We start from the raw sequence: 26250 nt of genomic DNA on the forward strand, positions 1-26250 counted from the left end.
TGCCACAGGAAGTTATGACAAAACTGTCAAGTTGTGGAATCTACAAGGGCAGGAGTTGCAAACTCTCAAAGGTCATAGCTCTTCGGTTTATAGCGTCGCCTTCAGCCCCGACGGCAAAACCATTGCCTCTGCAAGTTGGGACAATACTGTCAAGTTGTGGAATCTGGATTTGGATGACTTACTGGCAAAGGGTTGTGCTTGGGCGCGTGATTATTTGCATAATAATTTTTATATGAAAAATAGCGCTGATAGTCATTTGTGTGATGAGTAGAGGTAGCAGAGGGGTGGAGATATAGGGGAGAAGGTTGTTCTAGCTTCTTGTATAGATGCTGCTGAATTTCCGGAAGTGATTGTTACGCAATTTGTATAAGGGACGGGGGCAAGATGCCCGCACTACAATAATTTTACAATTAAACTATCACTCGTTATTTGCACCATGCCAGCGAAAGATATCTATCATTATGAAGTTAGGAACGCATTGATAAAAGACGGGTGGACTATCACGGCTGATCCTTATTTCATCAAATATGAGGATGCTGAACTCTATGCCGACCTAGCAGCAGAAAAGCCTATTGCCGCAGAACGTCAGGGACGGAAGATTGTTGTAGAAATCAAAAGCTTTGTGGGTAAATCGCTAATGTATGATTTTCACAACGCTTTGGGACAATATATTGTGTATCGAAATCTCATTCAATTGACTGAACCAGAATATACACTTTATTTAGCTATTGATGATGTTGTCTATGAGAAGTTCTTTCAACGTAAATCTATACAAGCAATTATCAATCATAATAGCCTATTATTAATCGTCATAGATATAGAAAAGGAGAACATTACACAATGGATAAACTAAAAAAATATCGCAGTATTCTCAAGAACTTATTATCTAAGTATTACGAACTGTCTAATACTGAAATTACAGAAGCTAGGGGAGTTGAAGTGAGCGATCGCTTAGCTTTTGACGAAGAAAGAGATCAATATCTTTGGTTTCGGTTTGGCTGGGACAATAAAAAACAGATACAGCATATCATCGTGTATCTCTGTATAAAGAATGGGAAAATTTGGGTGGAAGAAGATTCAACCAATTTATGTGTTGTTGATGATTTGCTGTCAGCTGGAATACCCCAGAGTGATATTGTTTTAAGCTTTCATCATCCTAGTAAGCGAGGCTTTACAGAATTTGCCACCACTTGAAGCAGAACGAATAGGGAGATTGGTGATTGTAGAAGTGCGATCGCCCGGAGGACAGAGCTAAGGGCGATCTCCTCAAACCAGCAGTGCTTTGCGATTGCCCAAGGGGCAGCGCCAAAGGCGATCACACTTGATTACACCTAGTTTTGCTGACAGTTTCTCGTTAACCCACACTATATTCCGTAAACTTCCGCATAAATGGTGACTGAAATCCCAAAACAATATCTTCCTTTGGTACTCCTGCATTAACTAAATCCACAGCTATATCATCTTCTGTACCATTCCATTGCAGCCAAACTTTACCACCCTTAATGTCTATATGGATAATACAACTATGTACCCAATCCTGATCTTCCCAGCCTACATAAACAATTTGATAATGGTCACGTTCAGTGTCGAAAATCATCTCAACTTCAACATCACCGTAAGCAGGTTTTTGCTTTCCATGCTCTGAGAGTATTTCTTTTACAATCTTGCGATATCGTGCTATTTTTTCCATTCAACAATCACCTCACTTTTTACATCGTAAACAATCATTTTGATTCGATTTTCTTCTACCGTTTCTTTAGGAAAATCAAGTTGAAAAAATGTCCTATAAGTCGTCAAAGGTATTGCTAAATATAAAATCCGCTCTGGCTCTCGTCGCCTTAATGCTGATCTATAATTTATAAATTGTCCCAATGCCATGTGAAATTATGATATAGCAGATGACTTGTCTAAAAAACTTTTAACTTCAACAGCAATTTTTTCGTTTTCCCTTTCTGCTGCAATCAGCTTTTCTGCTGCAAAATCAATAGACATTTTTACCCCACCCACAGTAAACGAAAGTGGATCATGAGTTATCTGCCAACCATCTTTTTGTAAAGCTATTTTTACAACCTCATGAAAGACATCTCTAGCTGACATGAGCATTCATCATAGTATTTCTCATTACTAGGATATCTCGTAACATCCAGGTTTTACAACTCATAATAAAAGTGGTCAAAAAAATACAATTTCAGCTTCATCTCTCATCCTGCCAATGCTAATTCACATCTAATAGCCTGTTCAACTTTCAGGTCATCTGCTAAAAGCACCAGCGCAGCGCGATCGCACTATTACACAGCTGAGCTTTTAGCTTCTTCGCTACCATAACCTACATCATAGCCAGCAGCGCACAAACGCATTACACTCATCACAGGGAAATTTTCGTTGGCTAAAAATCGCATCAGGCTGACTCAGATAAAAACGGCAGCATATACAAAGATTCATCTTGTATACACTCAGCAACAAACACAAACACAGCTTGTACACTCTCCGGTGTCAAACCAGGATAATTTTCTAAAACTTGCTGTCTTGTCCAACCATTAGCAAATAAACCAAGTATAAATTCAACAGATAATCGCGTACCTTTTACCGTTGGTTTCCCTAATAATATTTTCGGGTCAGAATGGATGTACTGTCGCCAGTCCATAATCAATAGTTTTCAAGAGTAAAGATAATAATTAGGATTTTAACTAAAAAAGCGATGCTCCGTGCTTATAGATATTCATACGTGAACTTACCTTGAGGTTGCTCAACAGTCGTTCTCAGAAAGCTTTTAAATGTTAATACCTATTGTAACCATTAGAAAAAACAACATAAAAACAACAAAATTAAGCTGACATTAACTTTACCTTTGCACGAAATTAATGTCTAAGTAGTAGACTATATTTCGGTAAAGTAGCAAAAAACACTTTGGTTACCTGATATCTTGCACCTGGGCTGTCAGCCAACGACTTAAATCGCTGGCTGATAGCTAAAGTCCTCTCAAGAGGACTGAGCAAGGATTTCAGTCCATTTCAATGGACTTAAGCTATTAGCCCGGAACTTAAGTTCCGGGCGGGATATCGGGCTGATTCAGCCGGGGTGCAAGAATTCCAGTATTGAATCCCTAAGTTTTATATGATCCTTGGCTTTTTAAAGAAGTCGGAGATCTTAAAAGTGTCCATCAAGTTTTAAGGCCTTACTACACTGTTTCTCTGCTTTCACTTATAGTTGTTAGGAGTATAAGGGTGTTAAATCACAGAGCTTTTGAGCGGTTTCTCAACGGTAAAGTTAACAGACGTAAATTAATCTTAGGGGCGGGAGCATTAACTGGTTTGGCGATCGCCAGCCAGTTTTCTGGGCGAGTGCTTGCTCAAGTTAAATTTTCCAGTTATCCTTTCACATTAGGCGTAGCGTCTGGGGAACCCTATCCAACTAGCGTGATTCTATGGACTCGTCTAGCGCCCGAACCCTTAAATGGGGGTGGAATGCCAAAAGTTAACGTCCCAATTAACTGGGAAGTGGCAAGTGACCCCAATATGAAAAACATTGTAGCAAAAGGCACTGAGATTGCTATCCCAGAACTAGCTCACTCAGTTCGGGTTGAGGTTAATCAACTCAAACCAGACACATGGTACTGGTATCGTTTTACATCAGGTGCAGAGGCAAGCCCGATTGGTCGCACTCGCACAGCGCCAAAACCTGAGAGTAATCTTAATAAATTTGCTTTTGCTCTTGCCAACTGTCAGCAGTATCAAACAGGGTACTACACGGCATATAAATATATGGCGCAAGAAGACCTAGATTTGGTGGTGCATGTAGGTGACTACATTTATGAGGGAGCGATCGCACAAAATCCTATCAGAAATTATACTGCCGGTGAGATTTTCACTCTAGAAGATTATCGCAATCGTCACGCTCTCTATAAAACTGACGAATATCTACAAGCAGCTCACGCAGCGTTTCCTTGGATCGTCACTTGGGATGACCATGAGGTTGAAAACAACTACGCCAACTATATCTCTGAAATCGACGACGAACCAGACCAAGATCCTGCAGTTTTCCTACAACGGCGAGCGTATGCTTATCAAGCCTACTATGAGCATATGCCACTCCGACCCTTCTCAAAACCATCGGGTCCCGATATGCAACTTTACCGTCGGCTTCAGTTTGGTAAGTTAGCAACTTTCCACATGCTAGATACCCGCCAGTACCGTACAGATCAGCCTTGTGGAGATGGTACAAAAGAACGTTGTGAACAGACTCTCGACCCCAATGCAACAATTACTGGTAAGCGTCAAGAAGATTGGCTCTACCGTGGTTTAGATCGCTCTCAGACTCGATGGAATGTAATTGCTCAGCAGGTTATAGTTGCTCAGAGAGACACAACACCTGGACCTATTCAAACTTTTAGCATGGATAAGTGGGATGGGTACTACGCTTCTCAAAGACGACTGATGAATTTTTTGGCTCAGCGCAAACCTTCCAACCCCGTCGTGTTGTCAGGAGATGTGCATAACAACTGGGCGATTGATCTAAAAGCTGACTTCGATAAACCAGAATCAGCAACCGTCGGAGCAGAATTCGTTGGTACGTCGATCACTTCTGGTGGTGATGGTGCAGATTCAAACCCAACAGTTGAAGCTTACTTACCAGACAATCCCCACATTAAGTTCTTCAACAATCAACGCGGCTATGTTCGTTTTACAGTCACTCCTCAACTTTGGACATCAGATTATAAAGTCTTGTCTAACGTGACAACTCTATCTGGTACGATCAGCACCCGTGCAACCTTTGTGGTTGAAAACGGTCGTCCTGGTTTACAGCCAGCATAGCAACACAAGATAATAGCGGTGCGTTACGGACTTCGTCAAGAGCGCACCCTACACGACGACGAATACTGCTCGGTTAAGGAAAATTGTAGGTTGGGTAGAGCGCCAGCGAAACCCAACAAACCCTTATAGATGTTGGGTTTCGTTCCTCAACCCAACCTACATTAAACTTAACTTTTTGGCTTATACCAATTTAATATAAAGATGCACATAATTTTACCCCCCTGTAGTCCCCCCTTGCCAAGGGGGGACGGCGTAGCCGGGGGGTTAATATATGGAGCTTCATATAAAAATGGACAAACTAAACAAATATCGCAGCATTCTCAAGAAGCTATTATCTGAGTACTACGAACTGTCGAACGCTGAAATAACAGAATCTAAAGGAAGTGAAGCGAGCGATCGCCTAGCTTTTGATGAGGAAAGAGATCAATATCTTTGGTTTCGGTTTGGCTGGGATAACAAAAAACAGATACAGCATATCATCGTATATTTCTGTATAAAAAATGACAAAATTTGGGTAGAAGAAGATTCAACTAATTTAGGCGTTGTTGATGATTTGTTATCAGCAGGAATACCTCAAAGTGATATCGTTTTAGGCTTTCATCACCCTAGTAAGCGAGGTTTTACGGAATTTGCTACCGCTTGAAAAGGTAGCTATCCGTTGATTAAGTTGTGGGATGAGTAGGGAAATTGGCGCTTAGTGCAGCTCAATCGACATAAAGCATAGGGGTCAAAGTGATGGTACTATTTGGCTATATTTAGGGTAAAATAACCGCAAAAAGTGGTATGTTTACGCTTCCGGGATTATATATAGTCAAAAAAATAATAATTATGAATACAGAAATACCTGAAAGCATAAATTGGGTCAGTAAATCTGCAAGAATGGCGGCAGCGGTTAGAGCGATAGAAGCACAAAGACCAGATCCTTTATTTAAAGACCCCCTAGCATCTAGATTAGCAGGAGAGGACATTATTGCTGAGGTTACGCCAAGCACCCAAGAGTATGAAGACAGAGGTACACCTTTAATTGCCGTCCGAACACGCTTCTTTGACGACTTTTTGATATCACTAAATAATCAAGTACGACAAGTGGTGATTTTAGGAGCAGGAATGGATGCTAGAGCTTTTCGCCTGCCATTTCATCCTGATACTTGTGTGTATGAGGTGGACGCAAAAGAAGTGCTTCAATACAAAGAATCAATTTTGGAAGATACTCCAAGTAATTGCCATCGCTATACCCTGGAAACAGATCTTAGAAAATCTTGGTCGAATTTGCTAATTGAGAAAGGATTTCAAGTTGAAACTCCTTCGGTGTGGTTGATGGAAGGATTTATTTATTACCTAAGCGACACTGAAGTCCACGAACTATTAAAAACGATTACTAAATTAAGTGCATCTATGAGTTGGTTGGCATGTGACCTAATCGGCTCTTTCTTTTTATCTCAAAACAGCGGAGAATTATCAAAGCATTGGAAATATGGTTGTGACGAACCAGAAAAACTGTTTTCGTTACACGATTGGGAAGCTTCTGTTGTTCAGGCAGGGGATGATGGTGCTAGCTATGGTCGTTTTACTTATAAATTCTTACCCCGCGATGTCCCAAATGTACCTCGTTATTTTTTTGTCACAGCCGTTTTAAAAAAGTAAGTGAAGAACCTGGCTGATCGTAATTCTAATTAAAGATGGCGGAAGTTGAATACACGGCAATACGGTTCCGTTAAGCGCTATTCCCCTGAAAAAGTCAGCCCTTCTCAGCAATCATACATAGCAGAATCGGACAGAAAATACCTGAAAGTTGCTAAATGCTTTACAAAACTTCTTAAATTGTATCAAAAGTACACACTATTTAGATAGATTAATTGCATAATAGTCACTCATCATTAACTATTATGTTCCTGGTTGGAGAAACGAATGGGTCGCGCGAAGAAGGTTGTTCTGGCATATTCCGGCGGAGTAGATACCTCTGTATGTATCCCTTATCTTAAAAACGAGTGGGGTGTGGAAGAGGTGATTACGCTAGCAGCAGATTTAGGTCAGGGGGATGATTTAGAGCCTGTGAGACAAAAAGCTCTAAAATCGGGAGCCAGTGAATCTTTAGTGGCAGATGTTAAACTCAGTTTTGTAAAAGATTACGCCTTTAGCGCCATTCAAGCAAACGCGCTGTATGAAAATCGCTATCCGTTAGGAACTGCTCTTGCACGTCCACTGATTGCCAAGATATTAGTCGAAGCTGCTGAAAAATACGGTGCGGATGCGATCGCTCACGGTTGTACTGGTAAAGGAAACGATCAAGTGCGCTTTGACGTTTCTATTGCAGCGCTTAACCCCAACCTGAAAATCTTTGCACCAGCAAGAGGATGGGGAATGAGCCGAGAAGAAACTATTGCCTACGGTGAAAAATTTGGTATTCCTTCACCTGTAAAAAAATCTTCTCCCTATAGTATTGATGGTAACTTACTTGGTCGCAGTATTGAAGCTGGTGTCTTAGAAGACCCAGCCACAGAACCCCCAGAAGAAATTTATCAAATGACCAAGGCGATCGCTGATACACCTGATCAGCCAGAATACGTCGAAATTGGTTTTACTAGAGGTATTCCTACCACCCTCAATGGCGAAACCAAAGATCCGGTTGCTCTGATTCAAGAACTGAACAAAATAGCTGGTAATCATGGTGTCGGACGCATCGACATGATAGAAAACCGCTTAGTAGGTATCAAATCAAGAGAAATCTACGAAGCGCCTGCTTTGTCGGTGTTAATTCAAGCTCACCGTGATTTGGAAAGCCTGACATTAACATCAGATGTCACTCATTACAAGCGTGGAATTGAAGAAACTTATAGTCAAATCGTGTACAACGGTTTGTGGTACAGTCCACTCAAAGCAGCGCTAGATGGCTTTATTCAAAAGACACAAGAGCGAGTATCTGGAACTGTAAGAGTGAAACTTTTAAAAGGTAATGCCTTTATTGTTGGACGTACCTCTGAAAATTCTCTTTACACCCCTGATTTAGCAACCTACGGCGCGGAAGATCAATTTGACCATAAAGCAGCCGAAGGCTTTATCTATGTCTGGGGATTACCTACTCGTATTTGGTCAAATCAGAATAGGGGATAGGGCACCCCTGCGGGGAAGTCAAAAGTCAAAAGTCAAAAGTCAAAACTGGGTAAGATTTGTCGTTTTTCCTCCCCTGCTCCTCTGCTCTCAACTTTTGATTTCCCCAAAGGGGTTGCTTCCTATCCTCTAGTCTGTTCCTTATTGGCTCTCATTTCTAACCAGAAAGGTACAACAATCAAGGTAATAACGATGAGTAAAGCAATAATCGCAAATTGACCAACCCAGGCGACTAATTGTTCTAGCGAGACAATTGTGCCAGCGAAGAAGGACAAGGAGACCATCACTGTACCCCAAATCGTTGCTCCTAGCAGATTGTACGAGAAGAATTTTAGGAAAGGCATTTTGGCTATTCCAGCGAGAGGCGCGGTAAAAATTCGTAGTAATGCCAAAAAGCGCCCGAAAAATACTGCTTTTGCCGCATTTTTACTAAATTGGTCTTTGATCAAAATTAGGCGACTTTCCGAAATCCGAAACACGCTAGTTACGCGCACTAGTAACGACCAACCGCCGAGTCTACCAATTCCATAGCCGCAAATACCACCAATCGTAGCACCGGCGATCGCATTAGCCAGAACCCACCAGTAACTCAATTCATGACTACCTGCAAGAAAACCTCCTACAAGGGTTACTGTTTCCCCAGGAACAGGAAGACCCAAATTTTCTAATAAAATTCCGAAAAAAATAGCCCAGTAACCGTAATCATGGGCAAATTGCTGAATATGTTCTATCGATAGAAACTCAAGAGACATCTAAAAAAATACCGGTATTTTTACATTTCTTAATTACTTATCTTGCCTTATTTTCGGGTAAACCGTCTATTAAATAGGGAGCTCTTGAGCAGGGGATCTCTTGAGCAGAGGAGCGAATAATACCCAATGCCCAATGCCCAATGCCCAATGCCCAATGCCCCATGCCCCATGCCCCATGCCCCATGCCCATTAACTGTGTATAACCACAGACTTAAATCAAAATTTCTTCATTAAAAATTTATAAAACTCGTGAATTTTTATAAATATTCCGTAAAAGCCCCGGATGTTACTGATTTTTTGGACGATTGCCCCTAATATTAAGAAGAGCTAAAATAAATTATACGGCATGAATACTGATATTTTCTATCCAAATCAACTTGCTCGAACTACTCAGATATCTGGGTAAGGCAGTGACTTTGATAGAAAAAAGTGGTAATTTATGTCTGTTTTCTGCTTTTTGTAAGAAGTGTCAACTACCCAGTTATGCTCATGACTCTCACAACAGAATGTCAAATGATTTTATTCAAACCCCAAGGTAGTATAGACCTCCGGGGAGGCATAGCTTTGAGCGAGAAAATGGCTGGAGTAGTCCCCCAGCATGGCCAACTTTGGGTTATTGACCTAGCTGAGGTCGATTTCATGGATAGTTCTGGACTTGTCTGTCTAGTGAAAGGACTCAAAGGTGCACGTCAAAGTGGTTGTCGGTTAGTCCTTTGCAACGTAAAAGCTCCTGTTCGGTTAATTTTAGAAATCACTCAACTGGATTCAGTTTTTGAAATTTTTCACACTTATGAGGACATTCTAACCATAGTGCCTGAGGACACCATGGTAACTGTCTAAGCCATAAAGCACTAGTCCTAGGCGAGAAACCTTAAATCGCCTAAAAACTATAACTAACAGATACTCCGCTGAAAATTCTTGAACAGGTACTGGAGGTGTTAGTCAAAAAAATCTTACTATGCCCTCATCTGTGAGGGGTCAATATTTTGTTATTGCTTTGTCGCCTAATTCAATCACTGCTCACGCTTTAGGTATTTGGTACAGCGGAGATCTGATTTTCACCAACTGCTGGACGGGGGAAATTTGGTAAATCAATACCACTGTGACTAGCATTCCGAGATTTCAATGCTAATCTATAGCTCACAGTTTGCAATTCAGCTTGCAGCTGGCGATTTTCGCGTTGTAGGAGGGCAACTTTTTCTCTGACGGGTGCCATCCGTTCTTCAAACTTACGACGATAAATTTGTGGTAACTCCTGTACCACTTGTTCGAGCATTCGACTGCGATCGGTCAATTCTTGGAATGACTGTCTTAGTTGATAGATCTCAGTGTCTCGCATTGAGATTTGCTCTTGATAGAAACTCACCTGCTGCTCAACAGCTTGCAATTGTTCTTGCAAAGCTTGTATCTGAGTTAGATGATGCTCCGATACTTCTGGTTGGGGCATGAAATTAGCATTGCCTTTAACCAGTCGAAAAAGTTCTTGAGATAGCTGCTGCACTAATTGATCCCGAAGCTGCAACTCTTGGCGCAGCTTCGATACTTCTGTAGAGAGAGCTTGGATAGTAGCGGTGTCAGTTTGGCTCACAGTATCTAACAGATCCCATTTAGAATCTTTCTCAGCTTTTCAGTGGAACTACGGTAGTATTGCTTTTAACTTGTAATAGTTAATTTAGCATCCCCAGCGAGATCAGGAAGAGGGAAAAAAATAATTTTTGTATTTTTTTAGTGGGGCATGGGGCATGGGGCATGGGGCATTGGGTATCCACTCGCTCCCCTGCTCCCTACACCCTACACCCTACACCCTACTACGCTACTTCCTGAGCAGGTTCTTGCTCTGCAACTTGCTGCTTAATAGTTAAGTAGCGAATTACCTCTTCGCTCAAACGCATGGCGCGTTCCATTGGAGCAATAATAGTTCCAGGACCAGTGTAGTTCATTTGGATATAGATACCATCACGGTGTCTATTGATTTCGTAAGCCAAACGACGCTTACCACGATTCTGGATTTGAATATTATCAGCGCCTTGTTCTCGGATTAAATTTTGGTATTTATTAACGGCTTGCTCAACCTGTTCATCCCCTAAGTCGGGACGAAGAATGTACATGGTTTCGTAAACGAGCTGCATAGTCTGGTATCTCCTTATGGACTGAATGGCTGCGGATATTGATTTTTCGTCGAAATTCGTAAAACTCAATATCTATAGCAACAAGGACTTACGATCATACAATAAAATGGCAAAAAATTTTAAAGTTTACTTTCTTATAGTCTGCTCGCAAGACTTGAGCTTACGTTTTAAAGAGCGAATATATGCTCTTAGAACATCAGTTTGGGTTCTCCCTTCCTGTTCACAATAAGCTTTAAGAACTTGTTTTTCTTCGTCTGTTGCCTCAAAAGTGACAAAGTTTCTGCCTTTCCCCATTTTATTGTACCAATTTGTCTGGTACAGTAATTTTATCAAGATGCTCAGGATAATTGCTTGATGTTCCAGCAAAATTTAACCTAGATCTAAAAATGGGTTCCAGATCGGAGGATTTTCATCAAAGTTATGGCACAACGCTATGTAAGAGTCCAAAATCAAGAAGGAAAAATCTACTATGGCTTACTACAACTATCTTTTAAAGTGCAGGTGCTTGATGCACCACCTTGGTTAGGTGGTCAACCTACGGATTTAAGTTTAGAACCTGATACTTATAAAATCCTGGCTCCCTGCGCTCCTTCAAAGATTATAGCGGTAGGTAAGAATTACACAGACCATGCGGCAGAAATGGGAAGTGTAGTTCCAAGTGAACCACTGATCTTTCTAAAGCCATCGACATCTATCATTGCTTCTGGAGAAGAGATTTACTATCCATTCCAGTCGCAACACGTAGATTATGAAGGAGAGTTAGCACTGGTGATAGGCGATCGCACTGTTGATTGCACACCAGAAGAAGCCCAAACCAAGATTTGGGGCTATACGATTGCTAATGATGTTACAGCGAGGGATTTACAAAAACGCGATCCTCAATGGACAAGAGCCAAAGGGTTTGATACCTTCTGTCCTCTTGGACCATGGATTGTCCGAGAATTAAGTCCAGGGGCTCGATTGCAAACCTTCTTAAATGAATTAGCAAATCCTGTGCAATCTGCCTCAATTGACCAAATGGTGTTTGCCCCTGATTTTCTTGTATCCTACATCAGTAAGGTAATGACCCTTCTGCCAGGAGATGTAGTACTAACAGGTACACCCGTTGGAGTTGGACCATTGCATCCAGGAGATATTGTCCGTGTCGAGATTGAAGGTATTGGGCGCTTAGAAAACACGGTTATCACCCGTTAATTATTAGCGCACCTGCATGTATACTGCTTCCGAAAGGGCAGGTATTTCTGCGTAACGTCCTATTAGAGACTGTACGATAGAGTATAAAGATGCTACGAGTATACCCAGAAAAATCGTAGTATATAGAGTTTGTAGAGCGAAACCACTAGCCGGAACCAGCCTAACAAGATCCGTGAGTATACTAAATAAAAAGACCACGATATCCAGCATAATCGCTTGCATTGTGTTAAAACGAACAAAGTGACTGATTTTTTCGTTTCTTACCACAAAGATAAATAAGGCAAAGAAAATGATCAATCCTGCATAGCGAACGTTGTAGTAGATTGTTATCAGTGGAAATAAAGGTAAGAACAACAGTTGCAAAATTGGGAACTGTTTTAGGAAATATCCGCCAAATAGGAAAACCTCAACTATTGGTAGCAGATAAGGCAAGCAAGCAAAAACCCTGTCTTTGGCTGTTGTAGACCCCCGAAAAGTCATTGGTGCGCTCTCCTATTGTTAAACTTAAATAGTCATATGACCCTAGAATAACGCATTGAACATCTTATCGTTCTGGAGAGGTGGGGAATAAGGGTAAAAAGCTTACCCCTTATCTGTTGTTTATTTGTTCTTACTGATAAATTCAGTTTATTCAATGTTGACGATCCGGAAGCCCATCACGCACTCGTATTGATCGGTGCCTATAGAATTTCCTTGACTAACGGCACGACCGCAACCCAATTGACCTTGAAGCCAGCGAGGTTGACCACTTTTGTCGGCAAGCAGACAAGATTGGCAAACCTGCCTGGGGGTTAGAATTTGTTCTTCGGTAACAATTACTAGCATTTAATCCACTACTCCACAAAATCTATGTCAATGCGAGAAGCAGACCCGCGCCAGTCTATGACAGTTCCTCAACTATGAACCGCCGACTTTCACGGCAAGCATCCAAAAATAATTGCCCGGGTTGATACCTATTTATTGTATACTATAGATCTTTTGGTAGTAAAAATATGTACATAAATCTATATCTAGAAGAAGAAGGGGTCAAAGAATATAGAGTTCACAATTTTTCCTAATTTTGACATAGCGAGAACAGAGGAAGATGATATTCATTCCTCCTGGGATATGTAGTTAATAGCGAGTAATTAACGAGAAAAAGATCCATACAACACAATTACCAGGCTTGTGTCTGATAATTAAAGAAGATAAATTTCCATAAGGATAATAGCTGAAGTGACTTTGACTAACTCAGACTTTCTTGCCTCTAGTGATCCTGTTGTTGCAGAAGTAATTCATCAAGAATTACAGCGCCAACGTGACCACTTGGAGCTAATAGCAAGCGAAAATTTCACCTCCGCAGCTGTACTAGCCGCGCAGGGTTCAGTTTTGACAAATAAATATGCTGAGGGATTGCCTGGTAAACGTTACTATGGCGGCTGTGAATTTATTGATAAAGTCGAGCAATTGGCTATTGATCGCGCCAAGCAACTTTTTGGTGCTGCTCATGCCAATGTACAACCTCATGCTGGTGCGCAGGCAAACTTTGCAGTCTTTCTGACATTGCTAGAACCTGGTGACAAATTTATGGCCATGGATTTGTCTCATGGGGGACATCTTACTCATGGTTCGCCTGTGAACTTTTCAGGCAAATGGTTCCAAGCTTCTCATTACGGTGTTAGTCGCGAAACCGAACAACTCGACTATGACCAAATTCGAGAGCAGGCGCTAAGGGAGCGTCCTAAGCTCTTAATTTGCGGCTACTCAGCTTATCCTCGTATCATTGATTTTGAAAAGTTTCGTAGCATAGCAGATGAAGTTGGTGCATATTTGCTAGCAGATATTGCCCATATCGCTGGTTTGGTTGTTAGTGGTCTTCACCCCAACCCAATACCATATTGTGATGTAGTTACAACGACTACACATAAAACTCTACGTGGCCCTAGAGGTGGCTTGATTTTAACTCGTGACCCAGAGCTAGGTAAGAAGCTTGATAAATCGGTTTTCCCTGGGACTCAAGGTGGACCATTGGAACATGCGATCGCAGCCAAGGCAGTGGCTTTTGGCGAAGCATTGAAGCCAGAGTTCAAAACCTACTCCGCTCAAGTTATTGAAAATGCCAAAGCCTTAGCGACTCAACTACAAAACAGAGGTCTAAAAATAGTCTCCAATGGTACTGACAATCATTTAATGTTAGTTGATTTACGCTCTATTGGCATGACGGGTAAGCAAGCAGACCATTTAGTGAGTACTGTAAATATTACAGCTAACAAAAACACGGTTCCCTTCGATCCAGAATCACCGTTTGTTACCAGTGGACTGAGGTTAGGTTCCCCAGCAATGACAACCCGCAATATGGGAGTTGCAGAATTTACAGAAATAGGTAATATTATTGCTGATCGCCTGCTACATCCAGAATCGGAGACGGTGACAGAAGATTGTCGCCAACGGGTAGCCGCTTTATGTGAGCACTTCCCCTTGTACACCCATCTTATAACTCCCGTCCCTGCTTTAGCTTGAAATCAGTGAACAGTCAACAGTTATCAGTTATCAAGGGGCATGGTGCAGTGATCACTGATAACTGTTTACTGATAACTGTTTTGCGCGCCGCTTGCAAGGAGGATTTTGGATTTTCGATCCAATCCAGAATTATCATGCCGATAGGCGACACAGATGTAGTAGATCTATGAAGTAAAGATCTCCCGGAAGATTTTTGTCATCTAACCTACTATCTTTAAAAGATGCAGATGCCTGCTCAGACTTATCATCTGATAGCCTTCCTCGTCGCTGCTGTAGTTGTCTTATGGACTACACCTGATGTCAGAAACATTGGCATTAAAAGTGGACGAGTTGATAAACCTAGCGATCGCAAAGTCCATCAGCGCCCAATGGTACGCCTGGGAGGAGTTTCCATTTTCGCTGGTACTATGGCTTCCCTGCTAATTGTCTGGTGGTTGGGTGGATTTGGAATCCTACCAACTGACAAAGAATGGCAAATCTGGGGCGTAACCTTGGGTGGTTTAGGCTTTTTTCTCATTGGCTTAGCAGATGATCTATTAAACTTGTCTCCTTTTATACGCCTTCTTATACAAATTCTTGTAGCAGCAGGTGCCTGGAAAGCAGGTGTAAGCATAGAGTTTTTGACCATTCCTACAGTTGGTATGGTCGATTTAAACTGGTTGAGTTTACCGATCACAGTCATTTGGCTGGTGGGAATGGTAAACGCAATTAACTGGATCGACGGATTAGACGGTTTAGCTGCTGGTGTGTCTGGAATTGCATCTGTGGTGATGCTAGTTGTAGCACTCTTTATGAAGCAACCACAAGCGGCTTTGATTGCAGCAGCACTTGCTGGAGCATCACTAGGGTTTCTCCGTTATAATTTTAACCCCGCACAAATCTTTATGGGAGATGGCGGGTCTTATTTTATGGGATTCACTCTTGCAGCAGTCGGAGTCATTGGTCTAGTAAAAATTCCTGCTGTCACAGCAATTTTATTACCTTATGTAATTCTAGCAGTACCAATTGTTGACATGTCGGCTGTGATCGTAGCACGACTTCGGCGTGGTAAATCACCCTTTGTTGCAGATAAAAGCCACCTGCACCATCGATTACTAAGAGCGGGTTTGTCTCAGAGATTAGCTGTCTTATTCATTTACTCCTTAACTCTTTGGGCTGGAAGTTTAGCATTAGCTATTGCTGGTATACCTAGCGGTATTGTTTACGCTTGTTGTACCACTTCTCTACTAAGCTATATTAGTTGGCGAGTTTGGAAATACTCTCGTAACTCTTAATTGTTATTTAGTAATTAACTGGAAATGTTATTAAAGAAGGAGTCAGAATTCAGAATACAGGAGTCAGAATGAATCTTGCCCTTGGGTTTTACTAAGTGTCGGATTGAAGACAGACCTATATTCTAACTGCTGACTCCTGACTCCTGACTCCTGACTCCTGACTCCTGAATTCTATTTATTAAAAGATGAGTGCAGAAATTATTTGTGTTGGTACTGAATTGTTATTGGGTGACATCCTCAACGGTAATGCGCAATTTCTAGCGCAGGAGTTAGCTCAATTGGGTATTCCCCACTACTATCAAACTGTTGTGGGAGATAACCCCGAAAGGTTAAAGCAGGTGATAGAAATTGCTAGTAAAAGAGCAGAAATACTCATTTTTACTGGTGGTCTTGGTCCCACACCCGATGATCTAACATGTGAAACAATTGCTGACTTTTTTGGTGCCCCGTTAGTAGAACAGCCAGAAATTATCGAGGATATTGCCCGAAAATATGCTTTGCGAGGTCGGGTTATGACCCCCAGTAATCGTAAGCAAGCTTTAATACCTCAAGGAGCCGAAATTTTACCTAATATAACAGGTACAGCACCAGGTATTATCTGGCAACCCCGTTCAAACTTAACACTTTTTACTTTTCCGGGTGTACCCAGTGAAATGCATCGGATGTGGCAGGAAACTGCTGTCCCATATCTAAAAAGCCAAGGTTGGGGTAAAAACATTATTCACAGTCGTATGCTTAAGTTTTGGGGAATTCCAGAATCTGCATTAGCAGAAAAGGTTGCCTCTTACCTCAACTTACCCAACCCGACAGTAGCACCTTATGCCAGTAAAGGAGAAGTAAAATTACGAGTATCCGCTAAAGCGACATCTGTTGAACAAGCAAAAGATTTAATTGCGCCGATAGAGAAACAAATTAGAGAAATTGCTGGTTTAGATTATTACGGTGCTGATGATGACTCTCTCGCTTCAGTAGTAGGTCAGTTCTTGCGTGCATCAGGAGAAACATTATCAGTGGCAGAATCCTGCACTGGTGGTGGACTTGGGCAGATGTTAACAGAAATTTCTGGTAGTTCAGATTATTTCTGGGGTGGTGTAATTTCTTACGATAATTCGGTGAAAGCTAAACTTTTGGGGGTAAATACTGAGGATTTAGCAAAGTTTGGAGCCGTTAGTGCTACAGTAGCAGAACAAATGGCAATTGGGGTCAAAACCCAGCTTGCAACTACTTGGGCATTAAGTATCACTGGTATTGCTGGTCCCAATGGCGGTACGGAAACAAAGCCTGTAGGTCTAGTATACATTGGTTTAGCTGCACCAAATGGAGAAGTGGAAAGTTTAGAGTACCGCTTCGGTGCAGGACGAAGTCGTTTTTTAGTTCGTCACTTAAGTGCATGTACTGCTTTGGATCTTTTGCGACGTAAGTTGTTAAGTAGAGGATAGGGAGCAGAGGCGCAGGGGAGATGAATGCTTTTTTGTTCCCCCAATGCCCAATGCCCAATGCCCAATGCCCCATGCCCCATGCCCCATGCCCCTTGTCTATTCCCTCTTACCTGTAATCGTGAATCCTGCCCAGTAATAAGGGTGATTATAAAGCTTTTTATCTCCTGGCATTTTACTAAATTTACGATACACTTCTGTAGCTAAATATGTTCTAATTTGGAATTGTCCGTGAGGTAGGATTTTTAGTAAATCTTCACACCATTTTTTCAGATCAGAAGCCGTTACATCTTTAAGCCATGTTGTTGCTGCTGATAAAGCAATAGCTGCTGATTCATGTTGCTGCATTTGTCTATAAAATTCAATCATCACCAAAGTACTAGCGCCTGGTTCTACAGACCATAAGGTACTAAGTACGTGAGACACTCCTTGAGAAAGTAAACCACTGACTAAACCTACATATTCAGTCGTAATAGCTTTGTCACTGAAGATAGAAGTTTCAGAAGTCGAAAGAGTCACAAGGTTGTAATTTTCAATTTGATGAATATAAATTTCTTCTAGGGTTAGTTTGTCATCACCTGCTAATACTAATTCTGATTTCTGTGGTTCGCTAAAATTATTGGTTATATCTCCTTGAAAATGCAATAATTTGTAATTATTGGATAGAGAATTTTCCAAATTCTTTTTAGTTGCTTTTGAGCCTTGAAAGCGTCTAACATTATCAAATATATGGCTAATAACTTCACTTTCAAGCTGTCCAAACTTCAATGACAGATAATCTGTAGTATTAGGATGTTCAAAACTTAATAATGGTTGCTTACGAATTGGTAATAAAGAATTATCTTTTAAAGATAAACCGATTTGGATGCTGGGTAAATAGCTAGTGGTAAAATTACGCTTAAAACTTTGACTGTATGAATAATAGCCGTCGCTGTTAATCGTTTGCTGTTGAAGAGGATACGAGAAATCAAAAAGAGCGTGCAGAGGAAATCTGTGCAACTCAAGGTGAGGAATTAGAATCAAGTAATTTATATTTTCAAGTTCTTCTATGATGGCGTTAATATTGAGGATTTTTTTGAGATTTAGTAACCTCTGTTCCATTGTTGCGCGCCACGAATGATTGCTGTTATTCTCTTTGTCGTGGTCTGTGGAGCAATAATCCTGATAATCTTCATTCCAATCTTGTAGCCAATCTTCAAATTCCCCTTTAACTCGCAGCGTTTCTGGTAAGGGCATTTCATTAATATCTGCTACATTTAGTACAGGTGTAAAAACGGGGATAGGTTCTGGGGATTTATATTTGACTATAAAAGTACGTAAGCCGTAAGGGCTGATAAACCAGTAAATAATCGCTGTTGTAGGATTAAGCAGTTTTTGCATTGAGGTGTAGCTGGGTGAGATAATTTCATCTCTCCACCCGTAAAGCAGCCATGATAAGCAAGCATTTTTGCTATATTCTGCAATTTCTAGGGCTTGTGCTAACTCCCCAGACTGCACAGCTATATCAACAGCTAACTGTCCAAACCCTGCAAATTTGAGCGCGATCGCCTTTTTGCTCTCATCAGTCTGTTCTGGATCACTCAGCAAGTATTGTAATAAATCTGTGGCACAGTGATGAAACTCCTGCGCTTGGGCTGTTTCTCCCAAAGACAAGAAGGTTTTGATCAGGTTCAGCAAAACTTCAAGGTGTAGCTGTGGAAAAGCATCTGGAGTCAAGGTTTCCATAGCTTGATAGTACTCAGCTACAGATTGGATCCAATAATGGCGGGGTGTGAAATCTCTTTTTCCTCGCTCATAGTGAGCATTACCAAGTAAGAGATGCAAACGCCCCCATCCTTCTGGATAAGTACTTTGGTAAACATATCTCAAGCCTTCTTCATAGCTTGCTAATTTCCCCTCATAGCCGCGCTGATTTAGATTTGAGTTTGTTGCAGTTATAGCACTCACAAAAATCTGATCTGAGTCATAATTGAATGCATCTCCTGCGGCTGTTCCTCGAGCAATCCATGCTTCCCAGTAATCTGGCTGAATTTGCAAAGCGTTATCATAAGAGGCGATCGCTTCTTCAAATCTTCCCAAATAGAATAGAGAGACGCCTCGGTTGTACCAAGCTAAGTGAAAATCTGGGTTTAATTCTATAGCTTTTTCATAAGAGGCGATCGCTTCAGAACGGTGTCCCATGTTTTCGAAAGCCACAGCTTGGTTAAACCAGGTTAGATAAAAGTCAGGTTTCTTTTCAAGAGCCTGCTGCCAAGATAATATGGCCTCATGCCAACGACCTAACGAAGACAATACCACACCCTTGTCTATGAAAGCATCATGAAAGTCAGGGTTGATTTGAATAGCATGGTTGTAAGATGCGATCGCTTCTTCACGTTGTCCTAATTTATCTTGTGCACACCCCAGTGCATACCAACCCTCATGGGAGTCAGGATTGATTTCTACCGCTTGCTGGAGGCTTGCACTTGCATCTTCAAACTCCCCCAAATTAGACAATTCTACACCACGGTAATACCAAGCAAAGTGGAATTCTGGGTTAAGTTCTATAGCTTTTTCGTAGGATGCGATCGCATCGTGGATTCGTCCGCTAGTAGCTAGTGCAATTCCTCGGTAATACCAATTTTCGTATTCTTGCGGTTGAACTAACAATGCTTGGTCGTAACTGGAAATCCCATCCTCTACATATCCTAACTTCACAAGTGCTAAACCTCGGCTAGACCATGCCTCGTGGTAGTCGAACTTGATTTCTATAGCTTTGTTAAACGAGAGAACAGCATCTTCAAAATAGCCAAGTTCACCTTGAGCGCAGCCTCGGTTATACCACCCCTTGTAGAAGTTAGGTTTAATCTCAATTGCTTTGTCGTAAGATGCGATCGCCTCAACAAAATGTTCCAGATAAAACAGTGCTAAGCCTCGGTTAAACCAATATTCGTACGAATTAGGGTTAATTTCTATAGCTTTGTCGTAAGATATAATTGCTTGTAATAATTCGTTTCTTTTAGCTTGCTGAAGACCTTGATAAAACCATGCTTGTGCTTGTTCCAGAGGAGTTTGTAACTGATGAGTGGTTTGTACATCTAGTTTTGAAGCAAGCTCCTCAGCTAAATGGCTACTTTGCTTCAACTTAACTAACAACTCATCTAAGGTATTAGCTACCTTTGGCTCAAGGTAAGTCAAAGATTCATTAGATACTACTGCTGTCTCTGGGCTGTTTTCTACCCATACTCGTTTCCCATCTATTTCTTGGGGTATGAAAGGCGGTGCAAATTTTATAGCTTCAGTATCTAATGTGTCATATTTCCAGATTACCTTTTCCTGTCTTGCTAAAGGCATTACTGGATCTTGATACTGTTTGTCTGAGTTAAATGTTTCCCCTGAAGTTAAAATTGACGTATAAACTTTAGCTTCTGCATCTTCCACATCGTTTTTGAGGTTAGATTCACCCAAATTTCGTGTTAATAAGCTCACCCCAATATCATGAGCAAGTTCTCCTATGGTTCCGATTCCTAGTTCACCCAGTTGAACCATGCGCATACCTAACTGATTATTGGGTGCAGGTGACAACAATAACTTTTCGCCAAAGTTTAGTAACCAATCAATCCAGCGCTGATTGCTGATGCGGTTCTCCATGCGCTGTAGATATTTTATTGCCCATTGTCGCCCTCGTGCCTGATGGACTCCTTCCAACAGTTGAGTAAATAAAAATTCCAGATCCGCGTTTGTCAGTTCTGGTAGTGGTTCTACTACCTTCTTTATGTCAGGGTTTAGAGAAGGAGCCTGCTTTCTACCAAAGGGTAGCTTTAAAAACTTTTTAAGGCAAAGCAATAACTGCTTGAGCATCTCCAGCACTCTTGGATGTTGTTCGTCATAGATTCTAGGATTTTATCCATCTCTGTGTCTAAAAGTTTGGGTTCAAGTAAAACATCACTATATTTACACAAGAAATTGCTGATATTTTTATATGTAGCTATAAAAAAGCTACACATATACAAGAGAATACTACATAATAGCAGTTATTGTATCCCTAAAGCTAGATCGATGGGGAATGGGAATGGGGCATAGGGCATAGGGCATAGGGCATGGGGCATAGGATAAAAATTATTTTTGTAAAATTCTTCACCGAAATGAAGTCAATACTGCAGGGTTAGCTATTTTCTTCCCTGCTTACTCATCAGCCATTGCTCATTGTCCCATGCCCCATGCCCCATGCCCCGTGCCCCATGCCCCATGCCCCATGCCCTATCCCAATTCCTCAGATTCCTGATTAGCACCATTGAATTGATTCACCAATGCCTGAATAATCACTTGTGGATCATCAGTTTCGATTCCCAACTGTTGAGCAATTTGCAAGCGTAAGTGTTCATCATTCTGCAACATCGCGAACAATTGCTCTAAGGAAATCGTTTGTAATTCTCCTTGTGGAAGGTTTTCGGGATTTCCTGTTTCACCTTGCAGATGGAAAGCTTGCGTACTGTCAGAATCTGTTATTTCAACATCCGGGCCATCATACTCCCATACCGGCTCATCACCTGAACGTCTCAATAGCTGCATTCCAATATCATAAGCAACGTCTCCAACTTCCCCAATTTCTAACTCGCCCAGTTGCACCATTCGGGAAGCTATCTCATTATTAGGTGTGGGTGATGCGAGTAATCGCTCACCAAAACGCTGTAACCAGTTTACCCAGCCTTCAGTAGAAATGCGGTCTTCAATATTATGAAGCCATTTTTGCGCCCACGCTTGCCCTCTTGCCTGATGCACACCCTCTAAAAGTTCCATAAACAGAAATTCTAAATCTGTGTCATCGAGAGGTTGAAGAACTTCTTTTTGACTGTCCTCCGTTACTTTTACTGGATTTTGTTTTCCACCAAACAAGCGTTGAAAAAATTGTTTGAGCCACTGAATTAGCCGCTGGAGCATTTACGCACCCTTAAGTGTTAGTTATTATGGGCAGCATAGTGGTGAAATAGCACAATACCCCAAAATTTATCCTAACATCCACCTTTTGATGCGGTGTAGCGGCTACTTTGGAATCAGCTAAGACTTAGTCTTAAACCTGTGCTTACTCTTCCACGAAAGTATTGGTATTTACGTGTCGGGGTTTTCACCAACTTGAACTTGAGTTCTCGTTTATGATAACATCAGTATAGTAAAAATAATAAAACCAAAGTCAAAACGTCTGTTCTTACTTTGGTATTTTCCCTATGAGACTCAAAAGCCCCAGTCTCAGGTTAGGTCAGCTGGGGTAGTTTATATAAATGTCTTACGAACCCCTCCACCACAAGTACCGTCCTAAGAGTTTTGCTGAACTGGTGGGACAAGGGGCGATCGCTACTACTCTCACCAATGCTCTTTCGGCAGCAAAGATCGCTCCTGCTTATTTGTTTACTGGTCCCAGAGGAACAGGAAAAACTTCTAGTGCCCGTATTTTAGCAAAATCGCTCAACTGTCTCAAAAATGACAAACCTACGCCCCAACCCTGTGGCGTATGTGCCGTTTGTCAGGGAATTACTAAAGGTAACGCTTTAGATGTCATAGAAATTGATGCCGCCAGCAATACTGGTGTCGAAAATGTCAGGGATATTATCGAAAAGGCACAATTTGCCCCTGTTCAGTGTCGTTATAAGGTTTATGTGATCGACGAGTGTTTAACTGGGGATTCTCTAGTTTTGACGAATGAGGGTCTTGTCAGGATTGATAACCCCAACATTAGAGGAAAACAGGTTCTCAGTTACAATGATTCGTCAGGAAAGTGGGAATTCAAAAAAGTTATCAGGTGGTTAGATCAGGGTGAACGCCAAACATTAATTATTAAGACAAGCAACCGTGAAATTAAATGCACTGGAAATCATCTAATTAGGACAGATAAGGGATGGATAGCAGCAAAAGACGTAAAAGAAGGAGTGAAGATACTATCGCCTGTGAGTGTGGATGCGGAACCCTTATCTACAAATTTGGAACAGATGGACGCCTTCGACGATTTTCACCCGGGCACCAGTTCAAAGGCAATACTTACGGGCAAAAAACATACAACCTCCAAGTTATCCTTCGAGAAGCAGAATTACTTCAACCTCCGTGTGCATGCGGGTGTGGAGAAAAGCTCGATGTTCCTACCTTCCTACAAAGAAAAGGTAGAGGGATCGGTAGTATACAGTCGCATTGGCAAAGACATCCATATAAAAGAGGACACGGAATTTGGGAATTTAGGACACAACATTTCCTTGCAAATGCCGAAACTTTGTCCCCGGAAACATTGGGACTTATCTACGGAACATTACTTGGGGACTGTTCCATCACTTTCCCAAATAAATGTAGCCGATTTCCCAGATTGGCTTGGACGCACGGTGAAAAACAACACGAATGGTTGGAATACAAAGCTCATCGACTTCAGGAACTGCGACCCAAGCTACGAGTTACCTCAAACAAGGGATATGGTAAGACATCAGTCACGTGCAATACATGCTGCCACCCACAACTTCAAAACGTGTTCGACATTGTTAAACCGAATGGGGATAAAAAATTCGTCACTATCAACTGGCTCAATCGAATTACCCCAGAAGGTCTTGCCTGGTGGTTTTGTGATGATGGATCACTCAACCTTACTCCTCAAGGGAGTCCACAAATCCAACTCCATACAGAAGGATTCTCCGCTGAAGAAAACCAAGTTATTGCCAGTTGGCTTACAGCAATTGGCTATCTCACAACAACAAAGTCTTACACAAGAAGTAGCACAGGCAAGGTCTATTACTACATATGGATGGGCGCAGACAGCAGTAGAAAATTTTTGGCAGATCTCAAACAGTATTCCATTCCCTCAATGGATTACAAGTTTGGAAACGGTCGAATCTGTTCACCTCGCTGGAGTTGAGCGTGTCTATGACATTGAAGTACAGGACAATCATAACTTTGTGGCAAATGGACTCACAGTCCATAATTGCCATATGCTCAGTACCCAAGCATTCAATGCGTTACTAAAAACACTAGAGGAACCACCAAAGCATGTTGTCTTTGTCCTAGCAACTACAGATCCGCAGAGAGTTCTACCAACCATTATTTCACGCTGCCAAAGGTTTGATTTCCGGAGAATTCCTTTAGATGAGATGGTGGCGCATTTAAGTATGATCGCCTCTCAAGAAAATATTAACATTACCCGCGAAGCTATAACTTTAGTAGCCCAAATCGCTCAGGGGGGATTACGGGATGCAGAAAGTCTCCTTGATCAATTAAGTTTATTGGTAGATCAGGTAACACCAGACAGAGTTTGGGACTTAGTAGGCTCGGTGAGTGAACAAGATTTGCTCATGCTGCTGGGTGCGATCGCACAAGATAATCCCGAAGCCGTTTTAGACTGCACTCGTAAAATCCTAGATCGTGGACGAGAACCTTTAACTGTTCTCCAAAATCTTGCTTCTTTCTATAGGGATTTACTGATCGCCAAAACAGCAAATAACCGTAATGATTTGGTTGCTTGTACTCAGCAAACGTGGAAAGCACTGATTGATTTCGCCCAACATTTGGAAATCAGTACAATTTTGCATGGACAACAACATTTGCGCACCGCTGAAGTGCAACTGAAAAACACGACTCAACCACGTTTATGGTTAGAAATAACCTTGCTAGGATTGTTACCCTCAGCACATATAACAATTCAACAAAATAGTAAAGGTGTAATTCCCGCACCCAAAATTTCCTTACCTCAAAACATAGCGGCACAAAATTCCCCCATAAATCGCGAAACTCCACCTCAAAACACAGTGGAGCAAAGATCTCCGATCAATCACGAAACTCTACCTCAAAACACAGCGGAACAAAAGCCACCCATAAACCGGGAATCCCCTACAGTACAACCCACAATACAGCAAGAGGACAGCCCGTCTTTACAAAACACACCTCAAGAAGACGCCAAACCGGTTGTCCCCGCACCTGCGTCTACCTCAGAAACACAACAAGAGGTAGATTCTTCTGAGCAAATGCAATTGGATCAAATTTGGCAGCAAGTTGTAGAAGCTTTATCTCAGCTATCAAGTAAAGCTTTATTTAAAGAACACGGACGCATATTAAGTATAAATAATGATATAGCTCAAGTGGCAATGCCGCCTAAATTAGTTCAGCTTGCTCAGAAAAAATTAGCAGATGTAGAAGCCGCATTTTTGAAAGCTTGTCAGCAGAAAATAAAGGTTAACTTTGTTTCAAGCCAGTCTAAGACTTCTCCTACAAATGAAGTTAAAGAACCACCAAAAAATAATATTATTCCCCAGGCTCGTCCACAACCTACACCTACCGATAATAACCCCATAAATCCTCCAAGTCAGGAAGTTAGCAAACCAGCAAAAACCACACCAAAACCGGAGCCAGCAAAAAATAATAGCAAAGCACAAACCTTAACTTCGTCGCCGCTCACAACAACAAATAATTGGGAAACGGACGAAGTGGCGATCGCAGCTCAGCGTCTTGCACAATTTTTCGACGGCGCAGTTATCCGCTTCACAGACGATACAGGATTACCTAACGCTCTTGGTACATCAGAGTGGGGAGATGAAGAAGATAGTGATGATGATTAGAATTAGTTCGTAGTTGCGCTACCCTTCTCCTATCGGAGACGCTGCGCGAACGGGAAGCCACTTCGTGTCTACAGCGCATTAGAGTGTCACGACAAGCCTTTAAATAGAATTTTTTGTGACCACTTTTAATAGTCTAGTCTTCCTGTTTTAAAGATTTTTTGAGCTTCTTTTTGGTAAATTTGAGCATTGTTAATAGCATCTTCGACGCTTTTTGTTCCTTTCCCTTTTTCCAAGAGTGCGTGAGCAATACTATTTCTGATTGGGTTCACATCAGAATATAGCCTAAATAGGCTACTTCCCTTATTTTTAGGGGAATGTAACCAATCTTTCATGCGATCGCGTTCTGTTTTACTTTTCGTATCAGTAACATTATTAATTTCACACAAGTAAGTAATAATTGCTTCTGCCAACGTAACATATCCTGTGGCATAGCGTTGATTTTCAAAATACCAGCCTGCTAGCTCTAATTGATATTCAGACTCTTTT

23 protein-coding genes and 2 pseudogenes are annotated in these 26250 nt (G+C 41.6%); 14 read left to right on the top strand and 11 right to left on the bottom strand.

Features of this window, described 5'->3' with window-relative positions:
- The 3 genes from G4P69_RS29535 to G4P69_RS29545 form a co-directional block, all read left to right on the top strand.
- Positions 1–271: WD40 repeat domain-containing protein (locus G4P69_RS29535; RefSeq protein WP_208339467.1), on the top strand; the 271-nt coding region annotated here is incomplete at its 5' end.
- Between the two features lie 165 nt (positions 272–436).
- Positions 437–853, top strand: a complete 417-nt coding sequence (locus G4P69_RS29540) for a XisH family protein (protein WP_208339468.1) — start codon at positions 437–439, stop codon at positions 851–853.
- Positions 841–1194, top strand: coding sequence for a XisI protein (locus G4P69_RS29545; protein WP_208339469.1), 354 nt, complete (start codon positions 841–843; stop codon positions 1192–1194). Before G4P69_RS29540 ends, G4P69_RS29545 begins: the two co-directional genes overlap by 13 nt.
- Before the next feature lie 160 nt (positions 1195–1354).
- On the opposite strand, the gene G4P69_RS29550 is transcribed toward G4P69_RS29545, so the two are convergent.
- The 3 genes and pseudogenes from G4P69_RS29550 to G4P69_RS29560 all read right to left on the bottom strand — a co-directional run bounded on the left by G4P69_RS29550 (position 1355) and on the right by G4P69_RS29560 (position 2644).
- Positions 1355–1690, bottom strand: a complete 336-nt coding sequence (locus tag G4P69_RS29550) for a XisI protein (RefSeq protein WP_208339470.1) — start codon at positions 1688–1690, stop codon at positions 1355–1357.
- Positions 1678–2097 (bottom strand): annotated as a pseudogene (locus tag G4P69_RS29555) (XisH family protein). Before G4P69_RS29555 ends, G4P69_RS29550 begins: the two are co-directional and overlap by 13 nt.
- A gap of 301 nt (positions 2098–2398) precedes the next feature.
- Positions 2399–2644 (bottom strand): DUF433 domain-containing protein, encoded by a 246-nt coding sequence (locus G4P69_RS29560; RefSeq protein ID WP_208339471.1) that lies wholly within the window; start codon positions 2642–2644, stop codon positions 2399–2401.
- Between the two features lie 580 nt (positions 2645–3224).
- On the opposite strand from G4P69_RS29560, the gene G4P69_RS29565 reads away from it, so the two are divergent.
- The 4 genes from G4P69_RS29565 (at position 3225) to G4P69_RS29580 (ending at position 7922) form a co-directional block, all read left to right on the top strand.
- The gene (locus G4P69_RS29565; RefSeq protein ID WP_208339472.1) at positions 3225–4811 is read left to right on the top strand and encodes an alkaline phosphatase D family protein; all 1587 of its coding nucleotides are present in this window, start codon (positions 3225–3227) and stop codon (positions 4809–4811) included.
- A gap of 289 nt (positions 4812–5100) precedes the next feature.
- The gene (locus G4P69_RS29570; RefSeq protein ID WP_208339473.1) at positions 5101–5454 is read left to right on the top strand and encodes a XisI protein; all 354 of its coding nucleotides are present in this window, start codon (positions 5101–5103) and stop codon (positions 5452–5454) included.
- Positions 5455–5639: 185 nt separating this feature from the next.
- A complete protein-coding gene (locus G4P69_RS29575) occupies positions 5640–6455 on the top strand; it encodes an SAM-dependent methyltransferase (protein WP_208339474.1) in 816 nt (271 codons plus the stop codon).
- A gap of 264 nt (positions 6456–6719) precedes the next feature.
- Positions 6720–7922, top strand: coding sequence for an argininosuccinate synthase (locus G4P69_RS29580; protein ID WP_208339475.1), 1203 nt, complete (start codon positions 6720–6722; stop codon positions 7920–7922).
- Positions 7923–8041: 119 nt separating this feature from the next.
- Here the strand turns inward: G4P69_RS29580 and G4P69_RS29585 are convergent, their stop codons facing one another.
- Complete coding sequence (locus G4P69_RS29585; RefSeq protein WP_208339476.1) at positions 8042–8671, bottom strand: DedA family protein; 630 nt, start codon at positions 8669–8671, stop codon at positions 8042–8044.
- Between the two features lie 489 nt (positions 8672–9160).
- On the opposite strand from G4P69_RS29585, the gene G4P69_RS29590 reads away from it, so the two are divergent.
- Positions 9161–9511, top strand: a complete 351-nt coding sequence (locus G4P69_RS29590) for an STAS domain-containing protein (RefSeq protein WP_208339477.1) — start codon at positions 9161–9163, stop codon at positions 9509–9511.
- A 187-nt stretch (positions 9512–9698) separates the two neighbouring features.
- On the opposite strand, the gene G4P69_RS29595 is transcribed toward G4P69_RS29590, so the two are convergent.
- Together G4P69_RS29595 and rpsF are read right to left on the bottom strand one after the other, a co-directional pair.
- On the bottom strand, positions 9699–10259 hold the full coding sequence (locus G4P69_RS29595; RefSeq protein ID WP_208339478.1) for an Npun_F5560 family protein: 561 nt from the start codon (positions 10257–10259) through the stop codon (positions 9699–9701).
- 220 nt (positions 10260–10479) lie between these two features.
- Positions 10480–10800, bottom strand: a complete 321-nt coding sequence (gene rpsF, locus G4P69_RS29600; protein ID WP_208339479.1) for a 30S ribosomal protein S6 — start codon at positions 10798–10800, stop codon at positions 10480–10482.
- Between the two features lie 420 nt (positions 10801–11220).
- Between rpsF and G4P69_RS29605 the strand changes: the two genes are divergently transcribed.
- On the top strand, positions 11221–11994 hold the full coding sequence (locus tag G4P69_RS29605) for a fumarylacetoacetate hydrolase family protein (RefSeq protein WP_208339480.1): 774 nt from the start codon (positions 11221–11223) through the stop codon (positions 11992–11994).
- Between the two features lie 3 nt (positions 11995–11997).
- Here G4P69_RS29605 and G4P69_RS29610 read toward each other — a convergent pair whose 3' ends face one another.
- A complete protein-coding gene (locus G4P69_RS29610) occupies positions 11998–12474 on the bottom strand; it encodes a Tic20 family protein (protein WP_208339481.1) in 477 nt (158 codons plus the stop codon).
- A 147-nt stretch (positions 12475–12621) separates the two neighbouring features.
- Entirely contained in the window at positions 12622–12819 is a 198-nt protein-coding gene (locus G4P69_RS29615; protein ID WP_208339482.1) for a hypothetical protein, read from the bottom strand.
- Positions 12820–13209: 390 nt separating this feature from the next.
- On the opposite strand from G4P69_RS29615, the gene glyA reads away from it, so the two are divergent.
- The 3 genes from glyA to G4P69_RS29630 all read left to right on the top strand — a co-directional run bounded on the left by glyA (position 13210) and on the right by G4P69_RS29630 (position 17206).
- Entirely contained in the window at positions 13210–14493 is a 1284-nt protein-coding gene (glyA, locus tag G4P69_RS29620) for a serine hydroxymethyltransferase (protein WP_208339483.1), read from the top strand.
- A 227-nt stretch (positions 14494–14720) separates the two neighbouring features.
- Entirely contained in the window at positions 14721–15767 is a 1047-nt protein-coding gene (locus tag G4P69_RS29625) for a glycosyltransferase family 4 protein (protein ID WP_208339484.1), read from the top strand.
- 185 nt (positions 15768–15952) lie between these two features.
- Positions 15953–17206: a competence/damage-inducible protein A gene (locus tag G4P69_RS29630; protein ID WP_208339485.1), complete on the top strand. Its 1254-nt coding sequence runs from the start codon at positions 15953–15955 to the stop codon at positions 17204–17206.
- Positions 17207–17302: 96 nt separating this feature from the next.
- Here the strand turns inward: G4P69_RS29630 and G4P69_RS29635 are convergent, their stop codons facing one another.
- Entirely contained in the window at positions 17303–21043 is a 3741-nt protein-coding gene (locus G4P69_RS29635) for a CHAT domain-containing protein (protein WP_208339486.1), read from the bottom strand.
- 399 nt (positions 21044–21442) lie between these two features.
- On the bottom strand, positions 21443–22123 hold the full coding sequence (locus G4P69_RS29640; protein ID WP_208339487.1) for a hypothetical protein: 681 nt from the start codon (positions 22121–22123) through the stop codon (positions 21443–21445).
- 338 nt (positions 22124–22461) lie between these two features.
- Between G4P69_RS29640 and G4P69_RS41120 the strand changes: the two are divergent.
- Together G4P69_RS41120 and G4P69_RS40730 are read left to right on the top strand one after the other, a co-directional pair.
- Positions 22462–22788, top strand: a pseudogene (locus G4P69_RS41120) (AAA family ATPase); the annotation flags it as partial.
- Between the two features lie 48 nt (positions 22789–22836).
- On the top strand, positions 22837–25764 hold the full coding sequence (locus G4P69_RS40730) for a DNA polymerase III subunit gamma/tau (protein ID WP_452039079.1): 2928 nt from the start codon (positions 22837–22839) through the stop codon (positions 25762–25764).
- 125 nt (positions 25765–25889) lie between these two features.
- Here the strand turns inward: G4P69_RS40730 and G4P69_RS29650 are convergent.
- Positions 25890–26250 (bottom strand): TM1812 family CRISPR-associated protein (locus tag G4P69_RS29650; protein ID WP_208353045.1); only part of this gene is annotated, 361 nt, incomplete at its 5' end.

The sequence above is a fragment of the Aetokthonos hydrillicola CCALA 1050 genome (genome assembly GCF_017591665.1).
GTDB lineage: Bacteria > Cyanobacteriota > Cyanobacteriia > Cyanobacteriales > Nostocaceae > Aetokthonos > Aetokthonos hydrillicola.

Coding starts and splice junctions, on each gene's coding strand:
- G4P69_RS29540 (WP_208339468.1), top strand. CDS start 437: ATGCCAGCGAAAGATATCTATCATTATGAAGTTAGGAACGCATTGATA.
- G4P69_RS29545 (WP_208339469.1), top strand. CDS start 841: ATGGATAAACTAAAAAAATATCGCAGTATTCTCAAGAACTTATTATCT.
- G4P69_RS29550 (WP_208339470.1), bottom strand. CDS start 1,690: ATGGAAAAAATAGCACGATATCGCAAGATTGTAAAAGAAATACTCTCA.
- G4P69_RS29560 (WP_208339471.1), bottom strand. CDS start 2,644: ATGGACTGGCGACAGTACATCCATTCTGACCCGAAAATATTATTAGGG.
- G4P69_RS29570 (WP_208339473.1), top strand. CDS start 5,101: ATGGACAAACTAAACAAATATCGCAGCATTCTCAAGAAGCTATTATCT.
- G4P69_RS29575 (WP_208339474.1), top strand. CDS start 5,640: ATGAATACAGAAATACCTGAAAGCATAAATTGGGTCAGTAAATCTGCA.
- G4P69_RS29580 (WP_208339475.1), top strand. CDS start 6,720: ATGGGTCGCGCGAAGAAGGTTGTTCTGGCATATTCCGGCGGAGTAGAT.
- G4P69_RS29585 (WP_208339476.1), bottom strand. CDS start 8,671: ATGTCTCTTGAGTTTCTATCGATAGAACATATTCAGCAATTTGCCCAT.
- G4P69_RS29590 (WP_208339477.1), top strand. CDS start 9,161: ATGACTCTCACAACAGAATGTCAAATGATTTTATTCAAACCCCAAGGT.
- rpsF (WP_208339479.1), bottom strand. CDS start 10,800: ATGCAGCTCGTTTACGAAACCATGTACATTCTTCGTCCCGACTTAGGG.
- G4P69_RS29605 (WP_208339480.1), top strand. CDS start 11,221: ATGGCACAACGCTATGTAAGAGTCCAAAATCAAGAAGGAAAAATCTAC.
- G4P69_RS29610 (WP_208339481.1), bottom strand. CDS start 12,474: ATGACTTTTCGGGGGTCTACAACAGCCAAAGACAGGGTTTTTGCTTGC.
- G4P69_RS29615 (WP_208339482.1), bottom strand. CDS start 12,819: ATGCTAGTAATTGTTACCGAAGAACAAATTCTAACCCCCAGGCAGGTT.
- G4P69_RS29625 (WP_208339484.1), top strand. CDS start 14,721: ATGCCTGCTCAGACTTATCATCTGATAGCCTTCCTCGTCGCTGCTGTA.
- G4P69_RS29630 (WP_208339485.1), top strand. CDS start 15,953: ATGAGTGCAGAAATTATTTGTGTTGGTACTGAATTGTTATTGGGTGAC.
- G4P69_RS29635 (WP_208339486.1), bottom strand. CDS start 21,043: ATGCTCAAGCAGTTATTGCTTTGCCTTAAAAAGTTTTTAAAGCTACCC.
- G4P69_RS29640 (WP_208339487.1), bottom strand. CDS start 22,123: ATGCTCCAGCGGCTAATTCAGTGGCTCAAACAATTTTTTCAACGCTTG.